The 22,416-nt window shown below is 48.5% G+C and carries 18 protein-coding genes and 2 tRNA genes; 17 read left to right on the top strand and 3 right to left on the bottom strand.

The genetic code is table 11. The annotated features are described in order from the left end of the window. Window positions 1-218: 218 nt before the first annotated feature. The 14 genes from Q0499_RS16285 (at window position 219) to Q0499_RS16220 (ending at window position 14,894) form a co-directional block, all read left to right on the top strand. On the top strand, window positions 219-1,640 hold the full coding sequence (locus Q0499_RS16285) for a cytochrome P450 (protein ID WP_363317815.1): 1,422 nt from the start codon (window positions 219-221) through the stop codon (window positions 1,638-1,640). Window position 1,641: 1 nt separating this feature from the next. Next, a complete protein-coding gene (locus Q0499_RS16280; RefSeq protein WP_299201273.1) occupies window positions 1,642-2,556 on the top strand; it encodes a hypothetical protein in 915 nt (304 codons plus the stop codon). A gap of 86 nt (window positions 2,557-2,642) precedes the next feature. Next, window positions 2,643-3,134: a CinA family protein gene (locus Q0499_RS16275; RefSeq protein ID WP_299201271.1), complete on the top strand. Its 492-nt coding sequence runs from the start codon at window positions 2,643-2,645 to the stop codon at window positions 3,132-3,134. 96 nt (window positions 3,135-3,230) lie between these two features. Then, window positions 3,231-4,274: a recombinase RecA gene (gene recA / locus Q0499_RS16270; RefSeq protein ID WP_299201268.1), complete on the top strand. Its 1,044-nt coding sequence runs from the start codon at window positions 3,231-3,233 to the stop codon at window positions 4,272-4,274. A gap of 198 nt (window positions 4,275-4,472) precedes the next feature. After that, window positions 4,473-4,931 carry a regulatory protein RecX gene (locus tag Q0499_RS16265; RefSeq protein WP_299201264.1) on the top strand — a complete coding sequence of 153 codons (459 nt, stop codon included), beginning with the start codon at window positions 4,473-4,475 and terminating at the stop codon, window positions 4,929-4,931. A gap of 221 nt (window positions 4,932-5,152) precedes the next feature. Further along, window positions 5,153-7,705 carry an alanine--tRNA ligase gene (gene alaS / locus Q0499_RS16260; protein WP_299201311.1) on the top strand — a complete coding sequence of 851 codons (2,553 nt, stop codon included), beginning with the start codon at window positions 5,153-5,155 and terminating at the stop codon, window positions 7,703-7,705. 64 nt (window positions 7,706-7,769) lie between these two features. Then, entirely contained in the window at window positions 7,770-9,005 is a 1,236-nt protein-coding gene (locus tag Q0499_RS16255; protein WP_299201261.1) for an aspartate kinase, read from the top strand. Between the two features lie 150 nt (window positions 9,006-9,155). Beyond that, a complete protein-coding gene (gene csrA / locus Q0499_RS16250; protein WP_019620695.1) occupies window positions 9,156-9,338 on the top strand; it encodes a carbon storage regulator CsrA in 183 nt (60 codons plus the stop codon). 67 nt (window positions 9,339-9,405) lie between these two features. Next, window positions 9,406-9,495: transfer RNA gene (locus Q0499_RS16245), tRNA-Ser, on the top strand. Window positions 9,496-9,499: 4 nt separating this feature from the next. After that, window positions 9,500-9,576: transfer RNA gene (locus tag Q0499_RS16240), tRNA-Arg, on the top strand. 188 nt (window positions 9,577-9,764) lie between these two features. Continuing rightward, the gene (thiI, locus tag Q0499_RS16235) at window positions 9,765-11,222 is read left to right on the top strand and encodes a tRNA uracil 4-sulfurtransferase ThiI (protein ID WP_299201257.1); all 1,458 of its coding nucleotides are present in this window, start codon (window positions 9,765-9,767) and stop codon (window positions 11,220-11,222) included. 270 nt (window positions 11,223-11,492) lie between these two features. After that, on the top strand, window positions 11,493-11,738 hold the full coding sequence (locus tag Q0499_RS16230) for an OadG family protein (protein WP_299201253.1): 246 nt from the start codon (window positions 11,493-11,495) through the stop codon (window positions 11,736-11,738). A gap of 65 nt (window positions 11,739-11,803) precedes the next feature. Next, on the top strand, window positions 11,804-13,579 hold the full coding sequence (gene oadA / locus Q0499_RS16225; RefSeq protein WP_299201250.1) for a sodium-extruding oxaloacetate decarboxylase subunit alpha: 1,776 nt from the start codon (window positions 11,804-11,806) through the stop codon (window positions 13,577-13,579). 13 nt (window positions 13,580-13,592) lie between these two features. Then, window positions 13,593-14,894: a sodium ion-translocating decarboxylase subunit beta gene (locus Q0499_RS16220; RefSeq protein ID WP_299201248.1), complete on the top strand. Its 1,302-nt coding sequence runs from the start codon at window positions 13,593-13,595 to the stop codon at window positions 14,892-14,894. Window positions 14,895-14,998: 104 nt separating this feature from the next. Here the strand turns inward: Q0499_RS16220 and Q0499_RS16215 are convergent, their stop codons facing one another. Further along, on the bottom strand, window positions 14,999-15,922 hold the full coding sequence (locus tag Q0499_RS16215; protein ID WP_299201246.1) for a histone deacetylase family protein: 924 nt from the start codon (window positions 15,920-15,922) through the stop codon (window positions 14,999-15,001). Between the two features lie 321 nt (window positions 15,923-16,243). Between Q0499_RS16215 and Q0499_RS16210 the strand changes: the two genes are divergently transcribed. Further along, window positions 16,244-17,884, top strand: a complete 1,641-nt coding sequence (locus Q0499_RS16210) for a response regulator (RefSeq protein WP_299201243.1) — start codon at window positions 16,244-16,246, stop codon at window positions 17,882-17,884. Between the two features lie 48 nt (window positions 17,885-17,932). On the opposite strand, the gene Q0499_RS16205 is transcribed toward Q0499_RS16210, so the two are convergent. Continuing rightward, window positions 17,933-18,904, bottom strand: a complete 972-nt coding sequence (locus tag Q0499_RS16205) for an NAD(P)-binding protein (RefSeq protein ID WP_299201240.1) — start codon at window positions 18,902-18,904, stop codon at window positions 17,933-17,935. Between the two features lie 118 nt (window positions 18,905-19,022). Beyond that, on the bottom strand, window positions 19,023-20,693 hold the full coding sequence (locus tag Q0499_RS16200; protein WP_299201237.1) for a sigma-54-dependent Fis family transcriptional regulator: 1,671 nt from the start codon (window positions 20,691-20,693) through the stop codon (window positions 19,023-19,025). A gap of 330 nt (window positions 20,694-21,023) precedes the next feature. Between Q0499_RS16200 and Q0499_RS16195 the strand changes: the two genes are divergently transcribed. Together Q0499_RS16195 and Q0499_RS16190 are read left to right on the top strand one after the other, a co-directional pair. Then, a complete protein-coding gene (locus Q0499_RS16195) occupies window positions 21,024-21,953 on the top strand; it encodes a catechol 2,3-dioxygenase (protein ID WP_299201234.1) in 930 nt (309 codons plus the stop codon). A 66-nt stretch (window positions 21,954-22,019) separates the two neighbouring features. Beyond that, complete coding sequence (locus tag Q0499_RS16190) at window positions 22,020-22,310, top strand: phenol hydroxylase subunit (protein WP_299201231.1); 291 nt, start codon at window positions 22,020-22,022, stop codon at window positions 22,308-22,310. The last annotated feature ends 106 nt before the right edge of the window (window positions 22,311-22,416 follow it).

Here is a 22,416-nt window from a genome sequence, read left to right as displayed (position 1 = left end):
TAAATGAGCCGCCTATTCTAAAGTAAATAGGCGGCTGATATAAGAGTGAGCTGCTATCGTAATGTTGCTTTAATTACCAAGCTAACGAAGGGCGAATGTAATCTGTTACAGTAAGTTCAGCGCATCTGTTGGCCTTATGCGACTGGGATTAAGGTATTTAGTTTGAATAGTCGTCAAATCCTATTGTCTGTCATACGATCCCGGATTAATCAGCCTTTATGAGTAATGTAAAAATAATGAGTATTCCTGACAAAGAGTCGTTGTTTATTCCTGTCGCAACGGCGAGGCCAAAGTCCTTCGGCCTGTCCCTAACTAATGCATCAATCTTTCGTCGAAATATGCTTTCGGTCTGGGCTGATAAGGCATATCAGGCTCGATCGCTTTCATTTAAGCTATTGAATCAGCATTATTTTCTCTGTAATTCCTCAGATACTGTGCGGCGAGTTTTTCTCGATCGTCATGATATTTATGATAAAAAAAGTCCACAGATGCGTAATGCTCTTGAACCATTGCTGGGTGATGGTTTGTTTGCGAGTGATGGTGAGTTGTGGCAGGAACGGCGTAAAGCGTGCTCCCCGCCTTTTGAAAGCTCATATCTACCAGGTTTTGCGGCGGTTATGTCGCAGTCTGCTTCGGAGGTGGGCGATCGTTGGGCCTCTTTGCCTGACGGCTCGACGGTTGATGTGCTCAATGAGATGGCAAAGCTGACTGCCAGGATTATTGGGAGAACTATTTTTGGCGATGATGTTTCAGATGAAGATGTAGCTACGGTAGTGAGTGGGTTTACTGAGTATCAGCAAACGATCGAGCAGTTGGATTATGCAGACACGTTTGGTCTTCCGTTTCTGAAGGGGATCGTGAACCCCATGCGACGAAAGAAAGCGTTGAAAGCTGCTGCTCAGGTACACGTGGTAATTGATAAAATTATACAGCGGTACCAGCAGGGCAGCAGGCCTGATCAGCTAACATTGTTGTCAGTATTATTAGATGGTGAAGCTTCTGTTGCAGGCAGATCTGGTTGCCCGATGAGTCAGCAGGCTGCGCGAAATGAGGCTATTGTTATGTTTATGGCGGGACATGAAACAACTGCTAACTCTCTCGCCTGGGCCTGGTACCTTCTGGATGGTTGTGAGCGATCAAGGAATAAGATGTACGCAGAGATTGACCAGGTCTTGCAAGGGCGTACCCCAACCTTTGAAGATGTATCTGACTTACCCTTTACCCGTGCAGTATTCGAGGAATCTTTACGGCTTTATCCCCCGGTGCCGCTGTTAAGTCGGCAGTCGCGGGGCGAGGATGAAATTCGGGGAGCGAAAATAAAGCCTGGTACTATTATGCTGGCCTTGCCCTGGTTGCTGCATCGCCATGAGAAAGAGTGGGAAAACCCCAATGCATTTTACCCAGAGCGTTTCATGCCGGGTAATCCCCGTCCGGATAAGTTTATCTATATCCCTTTCAGTGTTGGGCATCGTGTTTGTTTGGGGTTGAGGTTTGGGCTCACAGAAGGGATTTTATGTCTGGCTACTCTGGCGCAACGCTATCAGCTCAGACTGCGAGATAATCATAAGGTGGATATTGAGTGTCGTCTGACTTTGCGGCCAAAAGGTGGCTTGCCGATGATTCTTAGTAAAAGGAACTGATATGGACACTAATGGACTATCCATTAAGCAGAAGTCGGAGGTGTTGCTGGCTCGCCTGCTGAGATTTTTGCCGATCGATGCTGCTTCAGCTATAGGAGGCTGGCTGGGACGTCGAAGTGCCCGTAAAGCGATTCGACTAAAAAGGAAGTGGGTGGCGCGTCTGCATCATAACTTTGAGCAGTTAGAAGGCATTGATAACAGCGAAAAAAGAGAGTCTCGTATTATTGAACATGCAGAGCATATCGGGAGAGTGTATGCAGAGTACCCAGTGTTGCATAAAATTGCTGCTGAGCGTTTAACGGTTAGTGGAAGTGAGTACCTCGCTAATATTGAGGGTCCGGTTATCTATGTAAGTGCGCATACTGGACACTGGGAGTTAATGGCTGAAGTGCTGCGTCGTCACGGTATAATAGCGGCGGTGCTATATGACCCCATTCCCGATAAGGCCCGGTTACAGCAAGCGCTAAATATTCGTAAGTACTTATGTCCTGAGGATGCGGGTAATCGTTACATTCCGGCGTCACCAACGGCAGCGAGAGAGTTGCTGAACTGGTTGAAATCTGGCCGTGGATTATTGCTCTATATCGATGAGGAAAAAGATGGTTTCGTGTGGTCTCCTGCATTGGGTAGAGAGTTGCCATTGAAGGGAAACAGGGTAATGGCGGCTAAGCTTGCTGTTAAATATAACGTGCCGCTTATTCCTATACACATACAGCGTAAGACAGCTGCCAACTACGAGGCTATTATTGAAGCGCCAATTGTTGCTGCAGAGAGCTCGAGCCGAACAGCAGCAACAGAGGATGTCGCTGAACAGTTGAACGATACATTAGAACGATGGCTTAAAGAGGATTACAGTCACTGGTATTGGTTGGCTCAGTTGAATCTGGATAAGCCTTTTCCTGGGAAGCTGCCTTAAAAAAAGCAAGATATCTCAGTAACACGAATTGAAAGCGTGTATGTGTTCTGGTCGTGTAGTTTTTGTGATTCGGTTTAGGATGGATAATGGATACACAACAGCTGATTAAAACCCTGGCGCAGTTAGCGTCGGATAAGCAAGTCAGAATTGCGACGGCTGAGTCCTGTACTGGCGGTTGGGTGGCGCAGGAAATTACCGGATTAGCGGGGAGTTCTGACTGGTTTGAGTGTGGTTTTGTAACTTACAGTAATGAGGCGAAAAGCCAGATGCTGGGGGTGCCGGAAGCGTTGTTTGGCAGTGATGGTGCCGTCAGTGAGCCTGTGGTGGTGGCTATGGCTGAAGGGGCTGTTAATAATAGCCGGGCGTCATTAAGTGTCTCTATTAGTGGTGTTGCGGGGCCTGGTGGTGGAACGCCGCTGAAGCCTGTGGGTACAGTGTGGATGGCCTGGCATCTTGAGGGGGCAAGTACCGAGACGTGCTGCTTTCAGTTTATGGGGGATCGTCATTCTGTGCGTCAGCAGGCCGTTGTTGAAGCACTGAAAGGGCTTATAAAACAATTAAATAAAAGTACTGTATAAAAAAACATATTTTTTTCTTGCAAACGGAGCTCGCTATGTTAATAATGCTGGTCAAACATACAGTATTTAACTGCGCTGCAGAGATAGGTCACTACAATGGATGCAAACAGACAGAAAGCACTCGATGCTGCCCTGAGTCAGATTGAACGCCAGTTTGGTAAAGGCGCCGTAATGAAGATGGGGGATCATCCCCGTGAAGCGATTCCTGCAATCTCGACCGGTTCTTTAGGGTTGGATATTGCGCTTGGAATAGGTGGTTTGCCGACTGGGCGGATTGTTGAGATCTATGGTCCTGAATCCTCCGGTAAGACTACTCTGACACTGCAGGTCATTGCTGAAGCTCAGAAAATGGGTAAGACCTGTGCGTTTATCGATGCAGAGCATGCCCTCGATCCTGGATACGCAGAGAAGCTGGGGGTCAATGTTGACGATATGCTGGTTTCTCAGCCGGATACTGGTGAGCAGGCTCTGGAAATTACCGATATGCTGGTGCGTTCCAATGCGGTTGATGTATTGGTAATCGACTCCGTTGCTGCCCTGACCCCTAAGGCCGAAATTGAAGGCGATATGGGTGATTCGCATATGGGTTTGCAGGCGCGTCTTATGTCCCAGGCGCTGCGTAAGCTTACCGGGCATGTTAAAAACGCCAATACACTGGTTATCTTCATAAACCAGATTCGTATGAAGATTGGCGTCATGTTTGGTAGCCCTGAAACCACCACGGGTGGTAATGCCCTGAAGTTTTATGCGTCAGTGCGACTTGATATTCGTCGCATAGGAGCGGTTAAACAGGGTGATGAGATCGTGGGTAACGAGACCCGTGTGAAGGTTGTTAAAAATAAGGTAGCACCGCCATTCCGTGAGGCTGAGTTCCAGATCATGTATGGTGAGGGTATCTACCATATGGGTGAAGTTATCGACCTTGGCGTTAAGCATGACTTTGTTGACAAGTCGGGTGCATGGTATGCCTATCAGGGCACTAAAATTGGTCAGGGTAAGGCGAATGCGGCGAAATATCTTGAGGAGCATCCAGAGGTAGCCAGCGAGATTGAAACCGCAATTCGGGCAAAGCTGCTGGCGGTGCCGACACCCAAAGTAAAAGAGGCCGAGTCTGAGGCTGAACCTCAGCTGGATCTGTAAAAAACTGCCTGGTGTTTATAGGGATAGGTTTCGACAGAGACCGGTTTTGATGCAAATCAGTTAAAAAAGGAGCCGCATGGCTCCTTTTTTATAACATCCGTTCTATAGAGTGATAGATCAGATGCTCTGTTTTGATGATCTGCTAGCGGAGTCACAAAATAGCACGTGTTTTGATCATAGTCTGATAAGAGGCCGCAAATGTACGAAACTCAATCTGAGGCAAAAAATGCAGCTATTGGGTTGTTAGCTCGTAGGGAACATTCACGCAAGGAGCTGTTGGATAAGCTGGTGAGGCGCTGTGAGGGCGTCGATCTGGATGAAGTGCTGGATGAATTGGGCCGCAATGGCTATCAATCCGATCAGCGTTTTACAGAAAGTTTTATCCGTATGCGGGTCGGGCAGGGGCAGGGGCTGATTAAGATACGTTTTGAATTACAGCGTAAAGGTGTTGCCAGTGAGTTGATTGCAGCTTCGTTTGAGGCAGCTGATATCGACTGGTTTGAGTTGGCACTGGAGATGTATCGTCGCAAGTATAAAACTAATCTGGACGGGGCCGACTTTAAAGAACGAGGCAAGCGGATGCGCTTTATGGCGCAGCGTGGGTTTAGTTCAGAGCAGATTAATTTTGCTATAGCTGCCGGACAGGGGTTTGAGTGAATATCAAACGTGCATTTTCTACTGCTTTACATTGATCTTTAGTTGCGGTTTTCTATTAAAATCTGCCCCTGATATAAAAAAATTCGTAGATTTAATCGTCTCGTTATATACTACTTCGCCATTTTTATAATGATTTCCATGTCTGTTTCTAAGTTTCTGTTTTGTATCGGAAACAGGGCTGGTGACGGTTAGGTATTAGAGCGATTAAAGCCATGAAAAATATGACAAGTGCTGAACTGCGTCAGGCCTTCCTGGGATATTTCGAATCTCAGGGGCATGAAATTGTAGAGAGTAGTTCACTGATTCCCGGGAATGACCCTACCCTGATGTTTACCAATGCAGGGATGGTGCAGTTTAAAGACGTCTTCCTCGGTAGTGATAAGCGCTCTTACAGTCGTGCGACCACCAGTCAGCGCTGTGTTCGCGCAGGTGGTAAGCATAATGACCTGGATAACGTTGGTTATACTGCCCGTCATCATACCTTCTTTGAAATGCTGGGAAACTTCAGCTTTGGCGATTATTTCAAGCGTGACGCGATCAATTTTGCCTGGTATTTCCTGACTGAAATCCTTGAGCTGCCGAAAGAAAAGCTCTGGGTGACCGTGCATATCTCTGATGATGAAGCGGAAAAAATCTGGAAAGATGAGGTTGGTATTGATCCGACTAAATTTTCTAAGTTAGACGAAGATAACTTCTGGTCGATGGGCGATACCGGACCTTGCGGGCCGTCCAGTGAGATCTTTTTTGATCATGGTGCCGATGTCTGGGGTGGACCTCCCGGAAGTCCGGAAGAAGACGGCGATCGCTATATAGAGATCTGGAACCTGGTGTTCATGCAGTTTAATCGCTCTGCTGATGGCACAATGGAGCCGCTGCCGAATCCTTCGATTGATACCGGTATGGGCCTCGAGCGAATCGCTGCAGTACTGCAGGGCGTGCACTCCAACTATGAGATTGATCTGTTTCAGAACCTGCTGAAGGCTGCGTCAGCTGCTGTGGGATGTAAAGAGACCGATACTCAGTCGTTACGGGTTATTGCGGACCATATCCGTTCCTGTGCTTTTCTGATTTGCGATGGAGTTATCCCCTCCAATGAAGGCGCAGGTTATGTGCTGCGTCGAATTATCCGCCGTGCTGTTCGTCATGGTAATAAGCTGGGCGCTTCAGGTCCCTTCTTCAATACGCTGGTGGCTGCATTAGTGGTTGAAATGGGTGATGCCTACCCTGAGCTTAAAGAGAAAGAGGCTCAGGTTTCACGCGTGTTGCTGAAAGAGGAAGAGCAGTTTGCCAAGACGCTTGATCATGGTTTGGGTTTGCTGGAAGAGGTGATCGCCAACCTGACAGGTAGTGAAATACCGGGCGAAACCGTATTCAAACTATATGATACCTATGGTTTTCCGGTGGATCTGACAGCCGATGTTGCCCGTGAGCATCAATTGACTGTAGACATGGATGGTTTTGATCAGGCGATGGATGATCAGCGAAACCGTGCCCGTGCAGCAGGTAAGTTCAACGTTGATTACAATGAGACTCTTCGTCTTGAGGGGCAGACGACCTTTACCGGATACACTGAACTGGAAGGTTCTGCTGCTGTTGTTGCGCTGTTCCGTGATGGTGAGCCTGTTGAACAGTTGAATGCTGGCGATAAGGGTATGGTGGTGCTGGATCAGACGCCGTTCTACGGTGAATCTGGCGGACAGGTCGGTGATACGGGGCTGCTGTCAGCTGTGGGCGTCGAGTTCCGGGTTGAAGACTGTACTAAAGAATCTAAAAACCACCTGCATCATGGTGTGCTGGTGAGTGGTAACCTTAAAGTCGGTGATGCAGTTGAGCCTCAGGTCGATAGTGCTAAGCGTCGTGCGACGGCGGTAAACCATTCGGCCACACATCTATTGCATGAAGCGTTACGTCAGGTGTTGGGCGAGCACGTGCAGCAGAAAGGTTCTCTTTGTGATGCAGACCGTTTGCGCTTCGACTTCTCTCATTTTGAGGCGGTGAAGCCTGAAGAGATGAAGCAGATTGAGCAGATCTGTAACGAACAGATCCGTTTAAACTCTGCTGTTCAGACCGAGATTATGGACCTTGAGACCGCTAAGCAGACCGGCGCAGCCGCTTTGTTTGGTGAGAAGTATGAAGATACCGTGCGGGTTCTGACCATGGGCGAAGGCTTTTCTGTCGAACTCTGTGGTGGTACTCATGCGAGTCGTACCGGTGATATTGCGTTGCTTAAAGTGATCTCTGAAGGCGGTATCGCGGCAGGTGTTCGGCGGATTGAAGCGATAACCGGGGCTAAAGCGCTGGAATATATCGATCAGTCAGCGGTACAGCTGGAAGCAAAATTGCAGGATCAGATCGGTAAGAGTCGTCAGCTTGAAAAAGAGCTGGAGCAAATAAAGGCCAAATTGGCGGCTGCCAAAGGTGCTGACCTGCTCGGCAACGCCATTGATGTCAAAGGTGTTAAGGTGTTGGCGGAACAGCTCGATGGTATCGATCCAAAAACGCTGCGTGACACGATTGATCAGCTCAAGAATAAGCTTGGCAGTGGTGTTGTCGTACTGGCAACGGTCGCTGAGGGTAAGGTTAGCCTGGCAGCAGGGGTTACTCAGGATCTGGTCGGTAAAGTTAAAGCCGGTGATCTCGTGCGTGACCTCACGGCCCGCTTAGGCGGTAAGGGCGGCGGCCGCCCGGACTTTGCACAGGGTGGCGGTACTGATATTGAAGCTTTGCCAGCGGCGCTTGCTGAAGTGCAGCAGCTGGTTGAGCGTAGCTTGTAATAAGAACTGTAATATAAGCGTGTAATAACTGCAGCCTGGCGGCTGATGAAGGGAACAGATAAGTATGGCCCTATATGTACAGAAATATGGTGGAACTTCGGTCGGTACCGTTGAGCGTATTCAGGGTGTAGCCGATAAAGTCAAAGGGTTCCGTGACGCGGGTCACGATATTGTGGTTGTGGTCTCCGCCATGAGCGGTGAAACAAATCGACTTATCGGTCTGGCTAAAGAAATGCAGGAGCAACCAAGTCCCCGTGAGATGGATGTACTTCTGTCTACCGGCGAACAGGTAACTATTGCGTTGTTGTGCATGGCGCTGGAAGCGCGTGGTGTCCGTGCCCGCTCCTATACCGGCGGACAGGTTAAAATTCTGACTGATGACGTGCATATGAAAGCACGGATTCAGGATATTGAAGTCGATGGCATGCGCGCTGATCTGGCGCAGGGTAGTGTTGTCGTTGTTGCTGGTTTTCAGGGGGTTGATCCTGAAGGCAATATTACAACACTGGGACGTGGTGGCTCAGATACAACCGGTGTTGCGCTTGCTGCAGCACTGAAAGCTGATGAGTGTCAGATCTATACTGATGTAGATGGCGTATACACTACAGACCCTCGGGTTGTTGAAGGTGCACAGCGCATGGATAAGATTACCTTTGAAGAGATGCTGGAAATGGCCAGTCTCGGATCAAAGGTGTTGCAGATTCGCTCTGTCGAATTTGCGGGTAAATATAATGTGCCACTGCGGGTTCTGCATAGTTTTCAGGATGGCCCTGGCACGCTGATAACAACAGAGGAAGACGATACTGTGGAAAAACCGGTCATCTCAGGTATTGCATTTAACCGCGATGAAGCGAAGCTGACAGTTCTGGGTGTACCAGATATTCCAGGTGTTGCTTCTCGCATTCTGGGGCCTATCAGCCGCGCTAATATTGAAGTGGACATGATTCTGCAAAATGTCGCTGCGGATAACTCCACCGATTTCACCTTCACTGTGCATCGAAATGACTTTGTTGCTGCGCAGGATATTCTGCTGAAAATCAGAGACGAGCTGGGTGCACGGGAAATTATCGGTAATAATAAAATCGCAAAAGTCTCGATTGTTGGAGTCGGTATGCGATCTCATGCTGGTGTTGCTAGCAAGATGTTTGATACATTGGCGGGCGACAACATCAATATTCAGATGATATCTACGTCTGAAATTAAGGTTTCTGTTGTAATAGCAGAGAAATACCTTGAGTTGGCTGTGCGCGGATTGCACTCAGCTTTTGATCTGGACGCGGCTGATACAGTTAGCGAATAAACTTATCAGCAGTGGTCTATAGTTAGGTCACTGCTGGACAACTATAATGTTTAACGCAAGGTTCCCCTGCGACAGCCCGTTGTTACGCTATAATGCAAACAGGAGAGGTCAGGTCTGTAGTACTTGTCTGTTAAATAAGGAGATTTTTCTATGCTTATACTTACTCGTCGAGTTGGTGAAACCTTGATGGTTGGTGATGACGTCACCGTGACTGTGCTGGGTGTTAAGGGTAATCAGGTGCGTATTGGTGTTAATGCACCTAAAGATGTTTCTGTGCATCGTGAAGAGATTTATCAGCGTATCCAGAAAGAGAAAGAACAGGATAGCGAATAATATTTCTTTTTTAGGATTAGCGCTTTTCTTTTGAAAATCAGTATTGTACTATACGCGCCGTTGTTTAGGTGAGCTGGCCGAGTGGCTGAAGGCGCGCCCCTGCTAAGGGCGTATAGGGGAAACTCTATCGAGGGTTCGAATCCCTCGCTCACCGCCATTCAGCGCCCGTAGCTCAGCTGGATAGAGTACCTGGCTACGAACCAGGCGGTCGCACGTTCGAATCGTGCCGGGCGCGCCACTTATTTTTTTATTCTCCGTGAATCACTTTGTTGAGTAATTCATCTTTACCTGAGTTATTTCGCCCTCTTTGTTGTTACCCCTTGTCTGTGATGTATGTCTGCAAAAATGCTTTTGTCTGGATGAGTTTTGTACCCTCTTCGCAGCAATGTATAATAAACAGCCTTCAACCCTCTACAGATGTACACCATGAAATTTATCGTCAAACTCTTCCCTGAAATTACCATCAAGAGCAAGCCTGTGCGTAAGCGTTTTATTAAACGCCTGCAATCCAATCTGCAGGTGACACTTAAACGGATTAACAATGATATTAAGGTGCGCGGCTTATGGGACCGGGTTGAGGTTGAGCTGCCCTCTGCTGATGCGCAGCTGAGAGCTGAGGCGGTTGAGCTAATGATGTGTACCCCGGGTATACAGCATATCCTGGAAGTGGATCAGTACCCGCTGGGGTCGTTTGACGATGTATTTCAGATCACCAGATCGGTTTATGCCGATGAGATTAAAGGCAAGACGTTTGTTGTCAGGATCAAGCGTGGTGGCAAGCATGAGTTCAGATCTACAGATCTGGAGCGCTATATCGGCGGAGGCCTGCTGGAGCATTGCGACACTAAAGGGGTGGATCTGCATAACCCGGAGGTAACGGTTAAACTTGAGATTCGTGATGAACATCTGTTTCTGATATCGCAACAGCATAAAGGCTTGGGTGGTTATCCTCTGGGGACGCAGGAGGATGTTATATCGCTGATCTCAGGTGGTTTTGATTCGGTTGTCGCTAGCTATATGACGATGCGCCGGGGTAGTAAAACCCACTTTCTGTTTTTCAATCTGGGTGGGCGTGCGCATGAGATTGGCGTAAAGCAGATCGCGCTCTACTTGTGGCAGAAGTATGGCAGCGCTTCGCGGGTTAAGTTTATCTCGGTGCCCTTTGATGAAGTGGTTGGCGAGATACTGCAAAACGTCCACCACACTCACATGGGTGTGGTGTTAAAGCGGATGATGATGCGGGCGGCAGAGAAAGTCGCTGACCGTATGAAGCTGCCTGCGTTTGTTACCGGCGAAAGTATCGCTCAGGTGTCCAGTCAGACGCTGATTAATCTCCAGGTGATTGATTCGGTAACCTCGAAGCTGATTGTGCGTCCGCTGATTACAATGGATAAACAGGACATTATTGATCTGACCAAGCAGATCGGTGCCTATGACTTTGCCAAAAATATTCCGGAATACTGTGGTGTTATCTCTGATCGTCCTACGACTAACGCTAAGATCGAGCGTATAGAGGAGGAAGAAGCCAACTTCGATTATGACGTTCTGGCACAGGCATTGGAAAATACTCAGGTGATTAGCATTGATAAGATTGTTGAGGATATTAATATCCATACAACTATTGAGGCATTGACCCGGGTGGGCGAGAATCAGATGATTATTGATATCCGCCACAGTCGGGATCAGGAGCGCAAACCCTTTAATATGCCTAAGGCTGAGGTACTGCCGATACCGTTTTTTGATCTTGAAACAAAATTTCAGGATCTGGATCAGAAGAAAGAGTATCTGCTGTATTGTGATAAGGGGATTATGAGTCAGATGCATGCCCAGAACCTGCAGGATAAGGGGTATATGAACGTTAAGGTGTATCGTCCAGAGGTCTGAATGAGGTTCTCGTGTTGAATTGGTTAACATCGTAAATTGTCGTATTTTAGCTATTTTTTGTAGTTTATTTACAGACGTTTGCGGCACTTTTTATGCATTATATATATTGTAAGCAGTTGCCTGAACGTTATATTTCAGGTTTAATTGTTGACCATTTACTAACTGTTCATCTGTTCTGTTGCAGCCGGATTTGACCTTCCGGGGGAGAAACTGCGGCCACAAGCCAGCAACAGACTTATGGGTTTCGTACAAAGAAGGAGCACCCGTTAGATGGATAATCTAATGTCAGAAGGCCTCAGCTTAATGGTCTTTGGTATGGGATTCGTTTTCGTATTCCTGACCCTGTTGGTTTTTGCTACAGGCTTTATGTCTAAGCTGATAGCAAAGGTGGCGCCTGAGGCTCCGCCTAAGCCTGCCAAGCCAAAATCAGTTGCGGTTGCCGCTACTGCTTCAGGTGGTAGTGATGAGCTGGTCGCAGTGATGACTGCTGCGGTTCATCAGTTCCGTAAGCACTGATTAGCTTAGCAACTAATAACCAATAATTATTTTAAAGAGCATTAATCGACAAAAGGCCTATACCCATGTCTGATAAAAAACCTCTTGGCATCACCGATGTAGTACTTCGGGACGCGCATCAGTCGCTGTTTGCTACCCGCATGCGCATCGATGACATGCTGCCAATCGCTGAGAAGCTTGATAAAGTCGGTTTCTGGTCCCTGGAAAGCTGGGGCGGAGCGACATTTGATTCATGTATTCGTTATATCGGTGAAGATCCATGGGATCGCATTCGTGAACTGAAAAAGGCGATGCCGAACACCCGACAGCAGATGCTGTTGCGCGGACAGAATCTTCTTGGCTACCGTCACTATGCTGATGATGTGGTCAGCAAGTTTGTCGAGCGAGCAGCCACCAACGGCGTAGACGTTTTCCGTATTTTTGATGCGATGAACGATCCCCGTAACCTTGAAACTGCGATTAAGGCAGTTAAAGAGTCCGGTAAGCACGCCCAGGGCACCATCTCTTATACTAAGAGTATCGTACACACCATTGATATGTGGGTTGAGTACGCTAAAACTCTGGAAGATATGGGTGCTGAGTCGATTGCTATTAAGGATATGTCCGGCATTCTGACGCCTTACGACGCGTTCGATCTGGTGTCTCGTCTGAAAGCTCAGACTGATCTTGAAGTTCAGCTGCACGCTCATGCAACTTCCGGCCTCTCTGACATGACTATCCTCAAGGCGGTTGAGGCGGGTATCGATCGGGTTGACACCGCAATCTCCTCTATGTCGATGACATACGGCCACACCGCTACCGAGTCTGTGGTTGCTGCACTGGCTGGCACTGACCGTGATACAGGTCTGGATCTGCTGCAACTGGAAGAGATCGCAGCTTACTTCCGTGAAGTGCGCAAAAAATACGCTAAGTTTGAAGGTTCTCTGCGGGGTACTGACTCCCGTATTCTGGTTGCTCAGGTTCCGGGTGGCATGCTCACCAATATGGAAAGCCAGCTGCGTGAGCAGGGTGCTTCTGATAAGTTTGATGAAGTGCTGGCTGAGATCCCACGGGTTCGTGAAGATCTGGGTCTTATCCCGCTGGTCACACCGACTTCACAGATCGTTGGTACACAGGCGGTCATCAACGTGTTGATGGGTGAACGTTATAAAACCATCTCTAAAGAGGTTCAGGGTGTTCTGAAAGGTGAATATGGCGCCGCGCCTGCTCCTTACAATGCTGAACTTCAGGCCCGTGTTCTTGATGGCGGTGAGGCAATTACCTGCCGTCCGGCTGATCTGCTTGAGCCTGAAATGGAAAAACTGGTTGCTGAGCTTAAAGCGCTGGCGACTGAGAAAGGCGTTAGCCTTGCGTCCGGTCAAAATGAGATTGATGACGTTCTGACCTATGCACTGTTCCCACAAATTGGTCTTAAATTCCTTGAAAATCGCGGTAATCCAGACGCATTTGAACCCGCACCTACATTAGAGGACGCCCTGACAATGGCTGCACCTAAGAATACTGGTCCACAGACTTACACCATCAATGTTAATGGTCAGAACTACGTTGTTCAGGTTTCAGAAGGTGGTGATATCACTGCGGCTGCTCCAGCTGCTGCGCCTGCTGCTGCACCTGCTGCATCCGGTCCTGCTGAATCGGTTCCGGCCCCGCTGGCAGGCAATATCTGGAAAGTTGTCGTTTCTCCGGGACAGACTGTTCAGGAAGGTGATGTTCTGGTCATTCTGGAAGCAATGAAGATGGAAACTGAGATCCGTGCAGCACGTGCCGGTACCGTTTCTACCATTGATGTTAAAGACGGCGATACCGTACAGGTCGGTGACAGCCTGCTGACTCTGGTGTAAGGGCGGATTCTAAATGGATAAGCTATTAGATCTCTGGCACGCGTCAGGGGTATACAATGTGACCCCAGGCCAGATCGTTATGATTCTGGTTGGGCTGTTGCTTCTGTTTCTTGCTATTCGCAAGAACTTTGAGCCATTGTTGCTGGTCCCTATCGGTTTTGGTGGCATTATGGCCAACATACCGGAAGCGGGTCTTGCTTTCTCCGCAGTTGAGAACGCTCTGCATTTAGGTGGGCCTGATGTGATCATGTCCATAGCCGATGCATTGGGTATCAACAGTACTGATCCGTATGCGATTCATGAAGCCTATAATATGGCTTCTGCAAAAGCGCATACCGCCGCCGTATATGCTGCTACCGATGGCGGATACAGCAACGGTATGATGTACAACTTCTACTCCGTAGCGATTGCATCCGGTGTTGCGCCTCTGCTGATCTTTATGGGTGTTGGTGCGATGACCGATTTTGGTCCTCTGCTGGCTAACCCTAAAACCCTGTTTCTGGGAGCGGCTGCGCAGTTTGGTATCTTCGCCACCGTACTGGGAGCGGTCGGTCTGACGACACTGGGGCTGATGGACTTTACCATTCAGGATGCAGCGGCAATTGGTATTATTGGTGGTGCTGATGGCCCGACAGCCATCTATGTAGCCTCTTTGCTGGCGCCTGATCTGCTGGGGGCAATTGCGGTTGCTGCATATTCGTACATGGCTCTGGTGCCTTTGATTCAGCCACCCATCATGCGTGCGTTGACTACAGAAGCTGAACGTAAGATCTCTATGGTTCAGCTGCGTCATGTACCTAAAACTGAAAAGATCATGTTCCCGATCGTGTTGCTGATTCTGGTTGCGCTGCTGCTACCTGATGCGGCGCCACTGCTGGGTATGTTCTGTTTCGGTAACCTGATGCGTGAGTGTGGTGTTGTTGATCGTCTGAGCGATACTGCTCAGAATGCACTGATTAACATCGTGACCATCTTCCTGGGTCTGTCTGTTGGCTCTAAACTGTCAGCGGATAAGTTCCTTGATATTCAGACTCTGGGTATTCTGGTTCTGGGTGTGATCGCATTCGGTATCGGTACCGCCTGTGGCGTTCTGATGGCGAAGGTTATGAATAAGATGGCCGGTGGTAACGCGATCAACCCACTGATCGGCTCAGCAGGTGTATCTGCGGTGCCAATGGCTGCTCGTGTATCGAATAAGCTGGGTCTGGAAGCTAACTCTCAGAACTTCCTGTTGATGCATGCGATGGGACCCAACGTCGCCGGTGTCATCGGCTCCGCGGTTGCCGCGGGTGTGATGATCAAGTTCGTAGGTTAAACCTACGATCTTAAAAAAAAACCGCCTTCGGGCGGTTTTTTTTGTTTTTGCTTTTTCTAGCAAGTCACGTAGCGACGTTCTGCTTTTTATACGTTCTGCTTTTCTTAGTACCCTGCCAATACTTCCAGGTGTGCCTGCACACTAAACGCCAGTGATACCGGGTTATAACCGCCTTCCAGTACTGAGACGATACGTCCGCCGCAGGTGGTGCGCGCAGCATCTGTTAGTAGTTGCGTCGCCCAACGATAGTCCTCTTCGGTAAGGTTAAGGTCTGCCATAGGGTCTTCATGGTGTGCATCAAATCCAGCGGATATGAAGATGATGTCAGGTTTATGTTTTTGTAGCGCAGGTAACCAGTGCTTTTCTAATTGCTCGCGAAAAACCGAAGCGCGGGTATGGGCTTCAATCGGGCAGTTAATAATATTATCCCGTTGAATATCACAATAGCGTTCCGGGTAGTAGGGGTGCTGGAAGGTAGAACATACCAGCACCTCGGGTTTGTCTTTAAAAATATCCACGGTGCCATTGCAATGGTGAACATCAAAATCAACGATAGCCACCCGGTTTACATTGGGTTGAAGCAGGGCATGCATGGCACCGATGGCGACATTGTTAAAAAAGCAAAAGCCCATCGCTGCGTTATGTTCGGCATGGTGTCCGGGGGGGCGTACCGCGCAGAAAGCGTTGTCGACCTTTTCTGCGAGTACCTGGTTGGTGGCAAGAATAGTCGACCCGGCGGCCAGGCTGGCAGCATGCAGAGAGTCCGGGCAGAGAGCGGTGTCTTCATCGGCATAGAAAACCCCCTCCTCTGGGACTTTCATCTCCAGTCGTTTCTGATGCAGGTTTGCGTGTGCCAGTTGAATCTGCTCAGGGGTGACATGCACCGATTCCATCTGCTTGAGATGCTCAATCAATCCTGTTTTCTGCAAGACCTTTTGGATCGCCAGCAGCCGGATTGGGCTCTCTGGGTGTTCCGGCCCCATATTGTGCAGGCCACAGTCATGATGAGTAATAAATGCGGTAGTCATATCTTATCTGATTCTTTTATTTATCTTAAGTTTACTGGAATATCACTGTGGCAGCGCTTAGTCAAAAGTTGTAGGAAATTACAGTTTAACAAAATAACTTAACAGGTCGACTATTGACATGGATCAGTATCTCTTTTACCGGAAGCCTATACTATGTTTCTCACAGCATAGAACTGTATTTAGCGCCGAGCGTTTCACCCTACTCTCGGTGCTTTTTTTTGTCTGTAGAAAACTGATCCCGTTTTGAGATGTTTTTCCTTTCTCCCCGGGGGCGTGGCTCTTATACTTGATTGGTTATAAGTTTTAAGGATAAGGCTGGCCGTGACCGCTTTGCGCAACAATACCATTGATATCCAGATTGATTATTCAGACAAGCATGTTCTGTTAATCGACAGCAGCGGAAACATGCGCGCAACAATCTACTATATGCTGCGCGAGCTGGGCATCACCAATGTGAAAGCGATAACCATCAATGACAAGGTTATCCCGTTAATTGCGCAAAATGATTTTGATGTCATCCTGCTGGGACATAACGCCAGCGACAGTGTTACCGGCATTCAGATACTTGAGGAAGCCCGTTATCGTGGCTATATCAAGCCCAGTGCTGCCTGGGTCTGTATGACCAGCGATTCTTCGCAAGAGGTTATCCTGCATGCCATCGATAGTCATCCGGATGATCTGATCTCAAAGCCCTTCTCCATTGAAGAGCTGAAATATCGTCTCGACCATATTATGCGCCGTAAGTTAGCGTTGCGTCCGGTTGACCTGGCGCTGGAGTCAGGCGCGTTCAATCAGGCTTTGCAGATCTGTGAAGCGCTGATAGACCGGCAGCATCCGGAGTATAGTCATCTGCAAAAAGTCAGAGGAACGTTGCTGCTCGATCTCGGTGAATATGAGCGAGCCCGTGAGCTTCTCGACGGTATCTATTGGGAATCACGGGACAAAGAAGCAGGACTTTACCTTTGCCGGGCCTATGTTGGTCTGGATGATCTGACTGCTGCAGAGCAACTGCTGCAGGAGTTGATTATGGATAACCCGTTGCTGATTGCAGCCTATGATCTGTTAGCCGAAGTACATGAAAAACAGGGCGACCTGGTGCAGGCCCGTGAAACACTTAAAGAGGCAACGACGCGTGCGCCTCTGGGAATTCCCCGGCAGATGGAGTTGGGGCGTGTTGCCATTCAGACCCAGGAGATGGATCTGGCTAAAGGCGCTTATCGGCGTTCTATCTCACTCGGGAAACACAGTTGTTATCGTTCCGCAGAACCCTATCTGAAACTGGCAAATCTCCGCCGTATGGAGGTGAAAAGTAGCGATACGATCACCCGTGAGCAGATTGAACGGGAGATTGATGGCTTACTTGTCAGTGCCCGGAAGCAGTTTTCAACGGATCGTGCAGCAGAGGTTCGTGCGTTTCTAATCCGTAGTCAGTTGGCTGAAGATATCGGTGATAGCAGCGCGAAGGAACGTTTTCTCCGGGATGCTAAACTGGTCAATCGGGAGATGGATATTCCTGTCGATATTGATCGGGAGTTGTTAGTGATGTCTGGTGAAGCGTTGCCCGTTCTGGAGAAATCTCAGTCAGTCTCTGTCAGAAAAGAAACCGATACCCATGTTAAGCAGCTAAGTCCGGATATGAGTGATAAGGCTAACCGGCTGGGTATCAAACATTATCTATCCGGAAAGTTTGGTCTGGCGATCAAATCTTTTGGTGCGGCGATCGATTTTGATTTCAACAATCAGTCTGCGGTTCTCAATCTGGCGCAGTTGTTCCTTGAGACTGCGCGGGATGATAAAGCGCGACGTGATGATCGACTTAAAATGGTTGATCGTTATCTTAATCTGGTTGAGCGGGTGGTGCTTAACCCAGAGTTTAATAACAAGAAACTGTTGTTGAAAAAGTATCGGGCGACGCCTCTGGATGAACTGCCACCATCCTCTCTGGGGCCGTTATTAAAATAAGGTTATTCTTTCTTTAATAACCTCTGGTGAGCAGCAGGTCTGAACCGTTCATATAAAATGTTCCAGCTCATCAGCCATAGCGTTAGCGCTTGCCCAGCTCGCTTCTAAACCGTTACCTTTTAACCAGTCTCCGCAGGCGCCAATGCCGGTCTCGGCATCCCAGAGATAAGCTGTAGGATGGTCCGACCGGTGCCGGGCCAGCAACCAGCGGTGGACTCTGCTGGATCGAATGTTGGGTTGCTGACCGATCAGGGTGCAAAATGCTGAGTACAAAAGGCTTAATACATCAGCCGCATCGGTATCGATATGGCCCGCACTCCATTGACGGGTTGCTTCTATAACCCAGGTTTCCGTATCTGCTGGCGCTGTTCTACCGGGTTTAGCGCTGTCTTTAATACAGCGATAAAGTATTTCGTGTTCGCCGCAAAACAGATCTGCTTCATTCCGTAGCCCTGATAGGGTGATTACCACTACCCAGCATGGATCGGTGATCGCCTGTCCAGCGATTCTGGCAAAGCCGGGTATCGCTTCGAGCAAAGGTTTGGCCTGAATTGCGGGAGCGGTGATAATCGCCGCGTCAAACAAACCTAATGCCAGTCCCTGGTCATCGTTAACTACCACTTGATTAGAATGCTCCTGCTGTAGTGGTAAAACAGAAGCAACTCTGCATTGAGTTTTCAGCGTGGCTTTATCACACAACTTGCGCGTGAGTATGCTTTGCCTGGGATTGGCAACATAGAGCGGCTCAGATTTTATTTGTATGTTATTGAAATCACGCCCCTTGGGTTGCCAGCGGCTTACCTCCGACTGCGCTCCGAGCCAGTTGCTGAATGCTCCGCTTGTGGGTTTAAACCAGGGCGCTCCCAGGTCAGCAGCGTACTCCTCAAGTCTGCAGGATGACATTCGTCCGCCGGTACCTCTGCTTTTTTCAAACACAGTAACCTCTGCGAAGGGGCTCAGGCGGTCAGCTAAAACGGATCCAGCAAGACCCCCTCCGATAATGGCTATCTTTTTTGTCATAGTCAGAAACGTCGTGTCTTGAGTTGTTTTGGGTTGAGTGAGTATATCCTGCACTCGATCTGTTAGGTGCGGCGGGTTTCTCTTCTGCAAGAGACTACGTTCAGTTACTGCATCTGGATCACTCAGACCGCGGTTTTTCCTCAAGACTCTTTAATTTATAGGTTATCTGACGTCGGGTTATTCCCAGCAGTTTAGCTGCCTTGGTCATATTGCCTTTCGTTTTTTCCATGGCTGCTTTAACCAGTCTGCCTTCAAACTCTTTCAGCGGCAGGTTCTCCTCCAGTAAGTGATTGTAGATATTTTCCCCTGAGGTGATGGTTTCATGCTCTGTTGTCAGGGTTTCAGTCTGTTGTGTTGTTGATGCGCGGGTCACAATATGTTGACGCTCAATCGAGCCGCTATCCGGGGCCAGCAGAACCGCTCTCTCAATAATGTTTTGTAGCTCCCGGATATTACCCGGCCAGTCATAGTTCATTAATGACTGCATGGCACTGTCGCTTATCCCTTCTATGGATTTGTTATACAGCGGCGCATATTTCTCAACCATTGAGTGGGCTAATAGCGGGATATCTGACTTTCTGGATCTAAGTGGTGGAATCTCCACCGGATAAGTGGCAATCCGATAATAGAGATCTGAGCGGAACTGTCCCTGATCGATCGCTTCATGTAGCTTCATATTGGTTGCAGCGATGAGTCTGACATCCACTTTTATCGTTTTATTATCGCCCAGGCGTTCCAGTTCCCCGGACTGCAGCACCCTTAACAGCTTTACCTGAGCAGATAGTGAGAGTTCACCCAGCTCATCGAGGAACAGTGTGCCGCCATTGGCTGATTCGAAACGGCCAGGCCGGGAAGCGTTGGCCCCGGTATAGGCTCCACTTTTCACGCCAAATAACTCAGCCTCGATCAGGTCATTTGGAATAGCACCACAGTTAATCGCGATAAAAGGCTTATCGGATCGGCCACTGTTTTCATGTAGCCAGCGGGCAAACAGCTCTTTACCCACACCGGTTTCACCCAGCAGAAGCACGTTGATCGGACTGTTAGCCGCCTGATTAAGCAGGGTGAACGCTTTAACAAACTCAGGAGACTGTCCGATCAGTTTACCTTGTTCCGGGCGCCTGGCTGAGGGAAATCCCCTCAGACTGTTAAGTTCAGATTCGATTGAACGAAACTGCTGTTTGACCGGGTCCTGCTTAAAATAATCGATATAATCATCATCTCCCCAGGCTTCAACGGGCTTGCCAACGAGCACGCATCTGGCATCCTCTTTAGCGACACATTCCACCTCTTTAAAGACGATATAGCGTTTGAAAAACATCGAAGAGTAGCCAGAAGCATAGCCGACCAGCATCCAGCAAACCGGGTCATGGCTGGGGCCTGATTCCTCCAGTTCAATGGCGGCTTCTACGGAGTTCTGACAGACTACTTTGCCGTAGAAACTGCCTTTTTCCCAGTCCACCTCTGACTCGACGATAGTAGATTTAACAAAGCCTTCTAAACCGTGCAGGGCCGGGCCGATATCGAAGACATCGTAGTTATTATCGGTGCCAAACAACTTCAGTGCCAGCTCTGCGTCCTGCTGCCCGGCCGCAAAGCCCATACGTACCAGAATGCTCTGTGCCTGTTTAGGGTCGAGGCTATCAAAAAGGCTTTTACGGATCTCGGCAAGCACCTGGCTATGAAATAGCAGCATACGGTTCTTATCGAGCCAGATCTGCCCATCATCGCTTTCGAAACGTAGCTTTTCGTGGATTTTAAAGTGTTCTAAGAGCTCTTGGTTTTGCATTTTATTGTTATTTTTTTGTTGATTGGCGTGCTATAGCAAACAGATTAACCATCATCGACAGAGTCCGTCTAGTGGTTTTTTTGATTAAAAGGTCGCCTCCTGTTGATATGGGGGTGACCGTTCAATTTTGAACGAATTATATATTTCGTTCAAAATTGAACGGTTGTTTTTGATTTAATTGAACATTTTTGAACGCATCTGTTTTTCACAAAAAGGTATGAATTATTATAAGTCGTTGATTAATAGTTAAAAAATATTATCTGGTCTGAGCTGTGCAATATACCCCATACGGAATATCCAAAAAATAATTTTAAAAACTGGAGTTTTGGTATGGCAATGACCGGTGTGTTAAGACCTGGACATGTTCAGGTTCGAGTATTTGATCTGGAAGAGAGTGCACGTTTTTATCGTGATGTAATGGGACTGGTGGAAACAGGTCGTGATAACCAGGGTCGTGTTTATTTCAAGTGTTGGGATGAACGGGATCATAACAGTTACATCATCCGCCAGGCTGAAGAAGCCGGGATAGATTTCTTCGGCTTTAAAGTTCTTGATGCAGCAACGCTGGATAAGCTGGAAGCAGACCTGAACGCCTATGGTATTACAACAACCCGCATGTCTGCCGGAGATATGCTGGAAACCGGTGAGCGGGTACGTTTTACCCTGCCAACCGGTCATCTGATGGAACTGTATGCTGAAAAGAGCGCCGTCGGTAATGGCCTGACCAATGCCAATCCGGGCCCGTGGAATGCAGCCAGTGAACAGGGTATTGCACCGCTTCGGCTGGATCATATGCTGCTGTACGGGCCAAATGTCGCGGCCAACAAAAAGATCTTTGAAGAGATTCTGGGATTCTTTCTGGTGGAGCGGGTGCTGGCTGAAGATGGCGAGTTTGAGGCTGCCCTGTGGTTATCCTGCTCTCACAAAGTCCACGATATCGCTTTTGTTGAACACCCTGAACCAGGCAAACTGCACCACTGCTCGTTCCTGATGGAAAGCTGGGAGAAAGTGCTGCGGGCTGGGGATATTATGTCGATGAATGAGGTGTCGGTGGATATTGGTCCGACCCGTCACGGTATTACCCGCGGCTGTACTATCTATGCCTGGGACCCGTCCGGTAACCGCTTTGAAACCTTTATGGGTGGTTATCAGCCCTATCCTGATTATGAAACCATCACCTGGGACTGGGATCATTTCCCTCAGGGGCTGGATTATCCGCAACGAAAACTTCATGAGTCATTCCTGACCATCGTCACCTGATTTAACAATTCAGAAACTGCAGAGTGTCTTTTAGGCATCTCTGCAGCTTCGCAGTGGAGTTGTTCCATGACCACAAACCATATGACCACCGCCGGTGCAGATGTCGCCGGACTGGATAGCTACGTCAAATATATCCGCGTACGCAGTGATGAAAATGCTCGCTTTGTCGAGTTCGATTTTGCCATTGGTGACCCGATGCTGTTTGTTGAGCTGATTATGCCTAAAACCGCTTTCGAGTATTTTTGTACTGCGAATGATGTGGTGTTTATGACCCGTGAGCAGCAGGAAAATGTGGATGCCGAGATGGAAAAATGGCGCTACGGCGAAGAGACCCTGATGGCAAAAAACCATAGCTGAGACCGTTAACCGCTGTAACCGCTGCGCTAATAAATAAAAATAAATAACCCGAACAGAAGGGATCAAGCAAATGACCATAGAGATCAAAACCGCAACGCTGGAGCCG

The organism is uncultured Amphritea sp. (assembly GCF_937127095.1).
In the GTDB taxonomy this organism is placed as follows: Bacteria; Pseudomonadota; Gammaproteobacteria; order Pseudomonadales; family Balneatricaceae; genus Amphritea.
The sequence above is the reverse complement of the archived record's forward strand: the minus strand, read 5'-3'. Positions and strand labels throughout refer to the sequence as shown.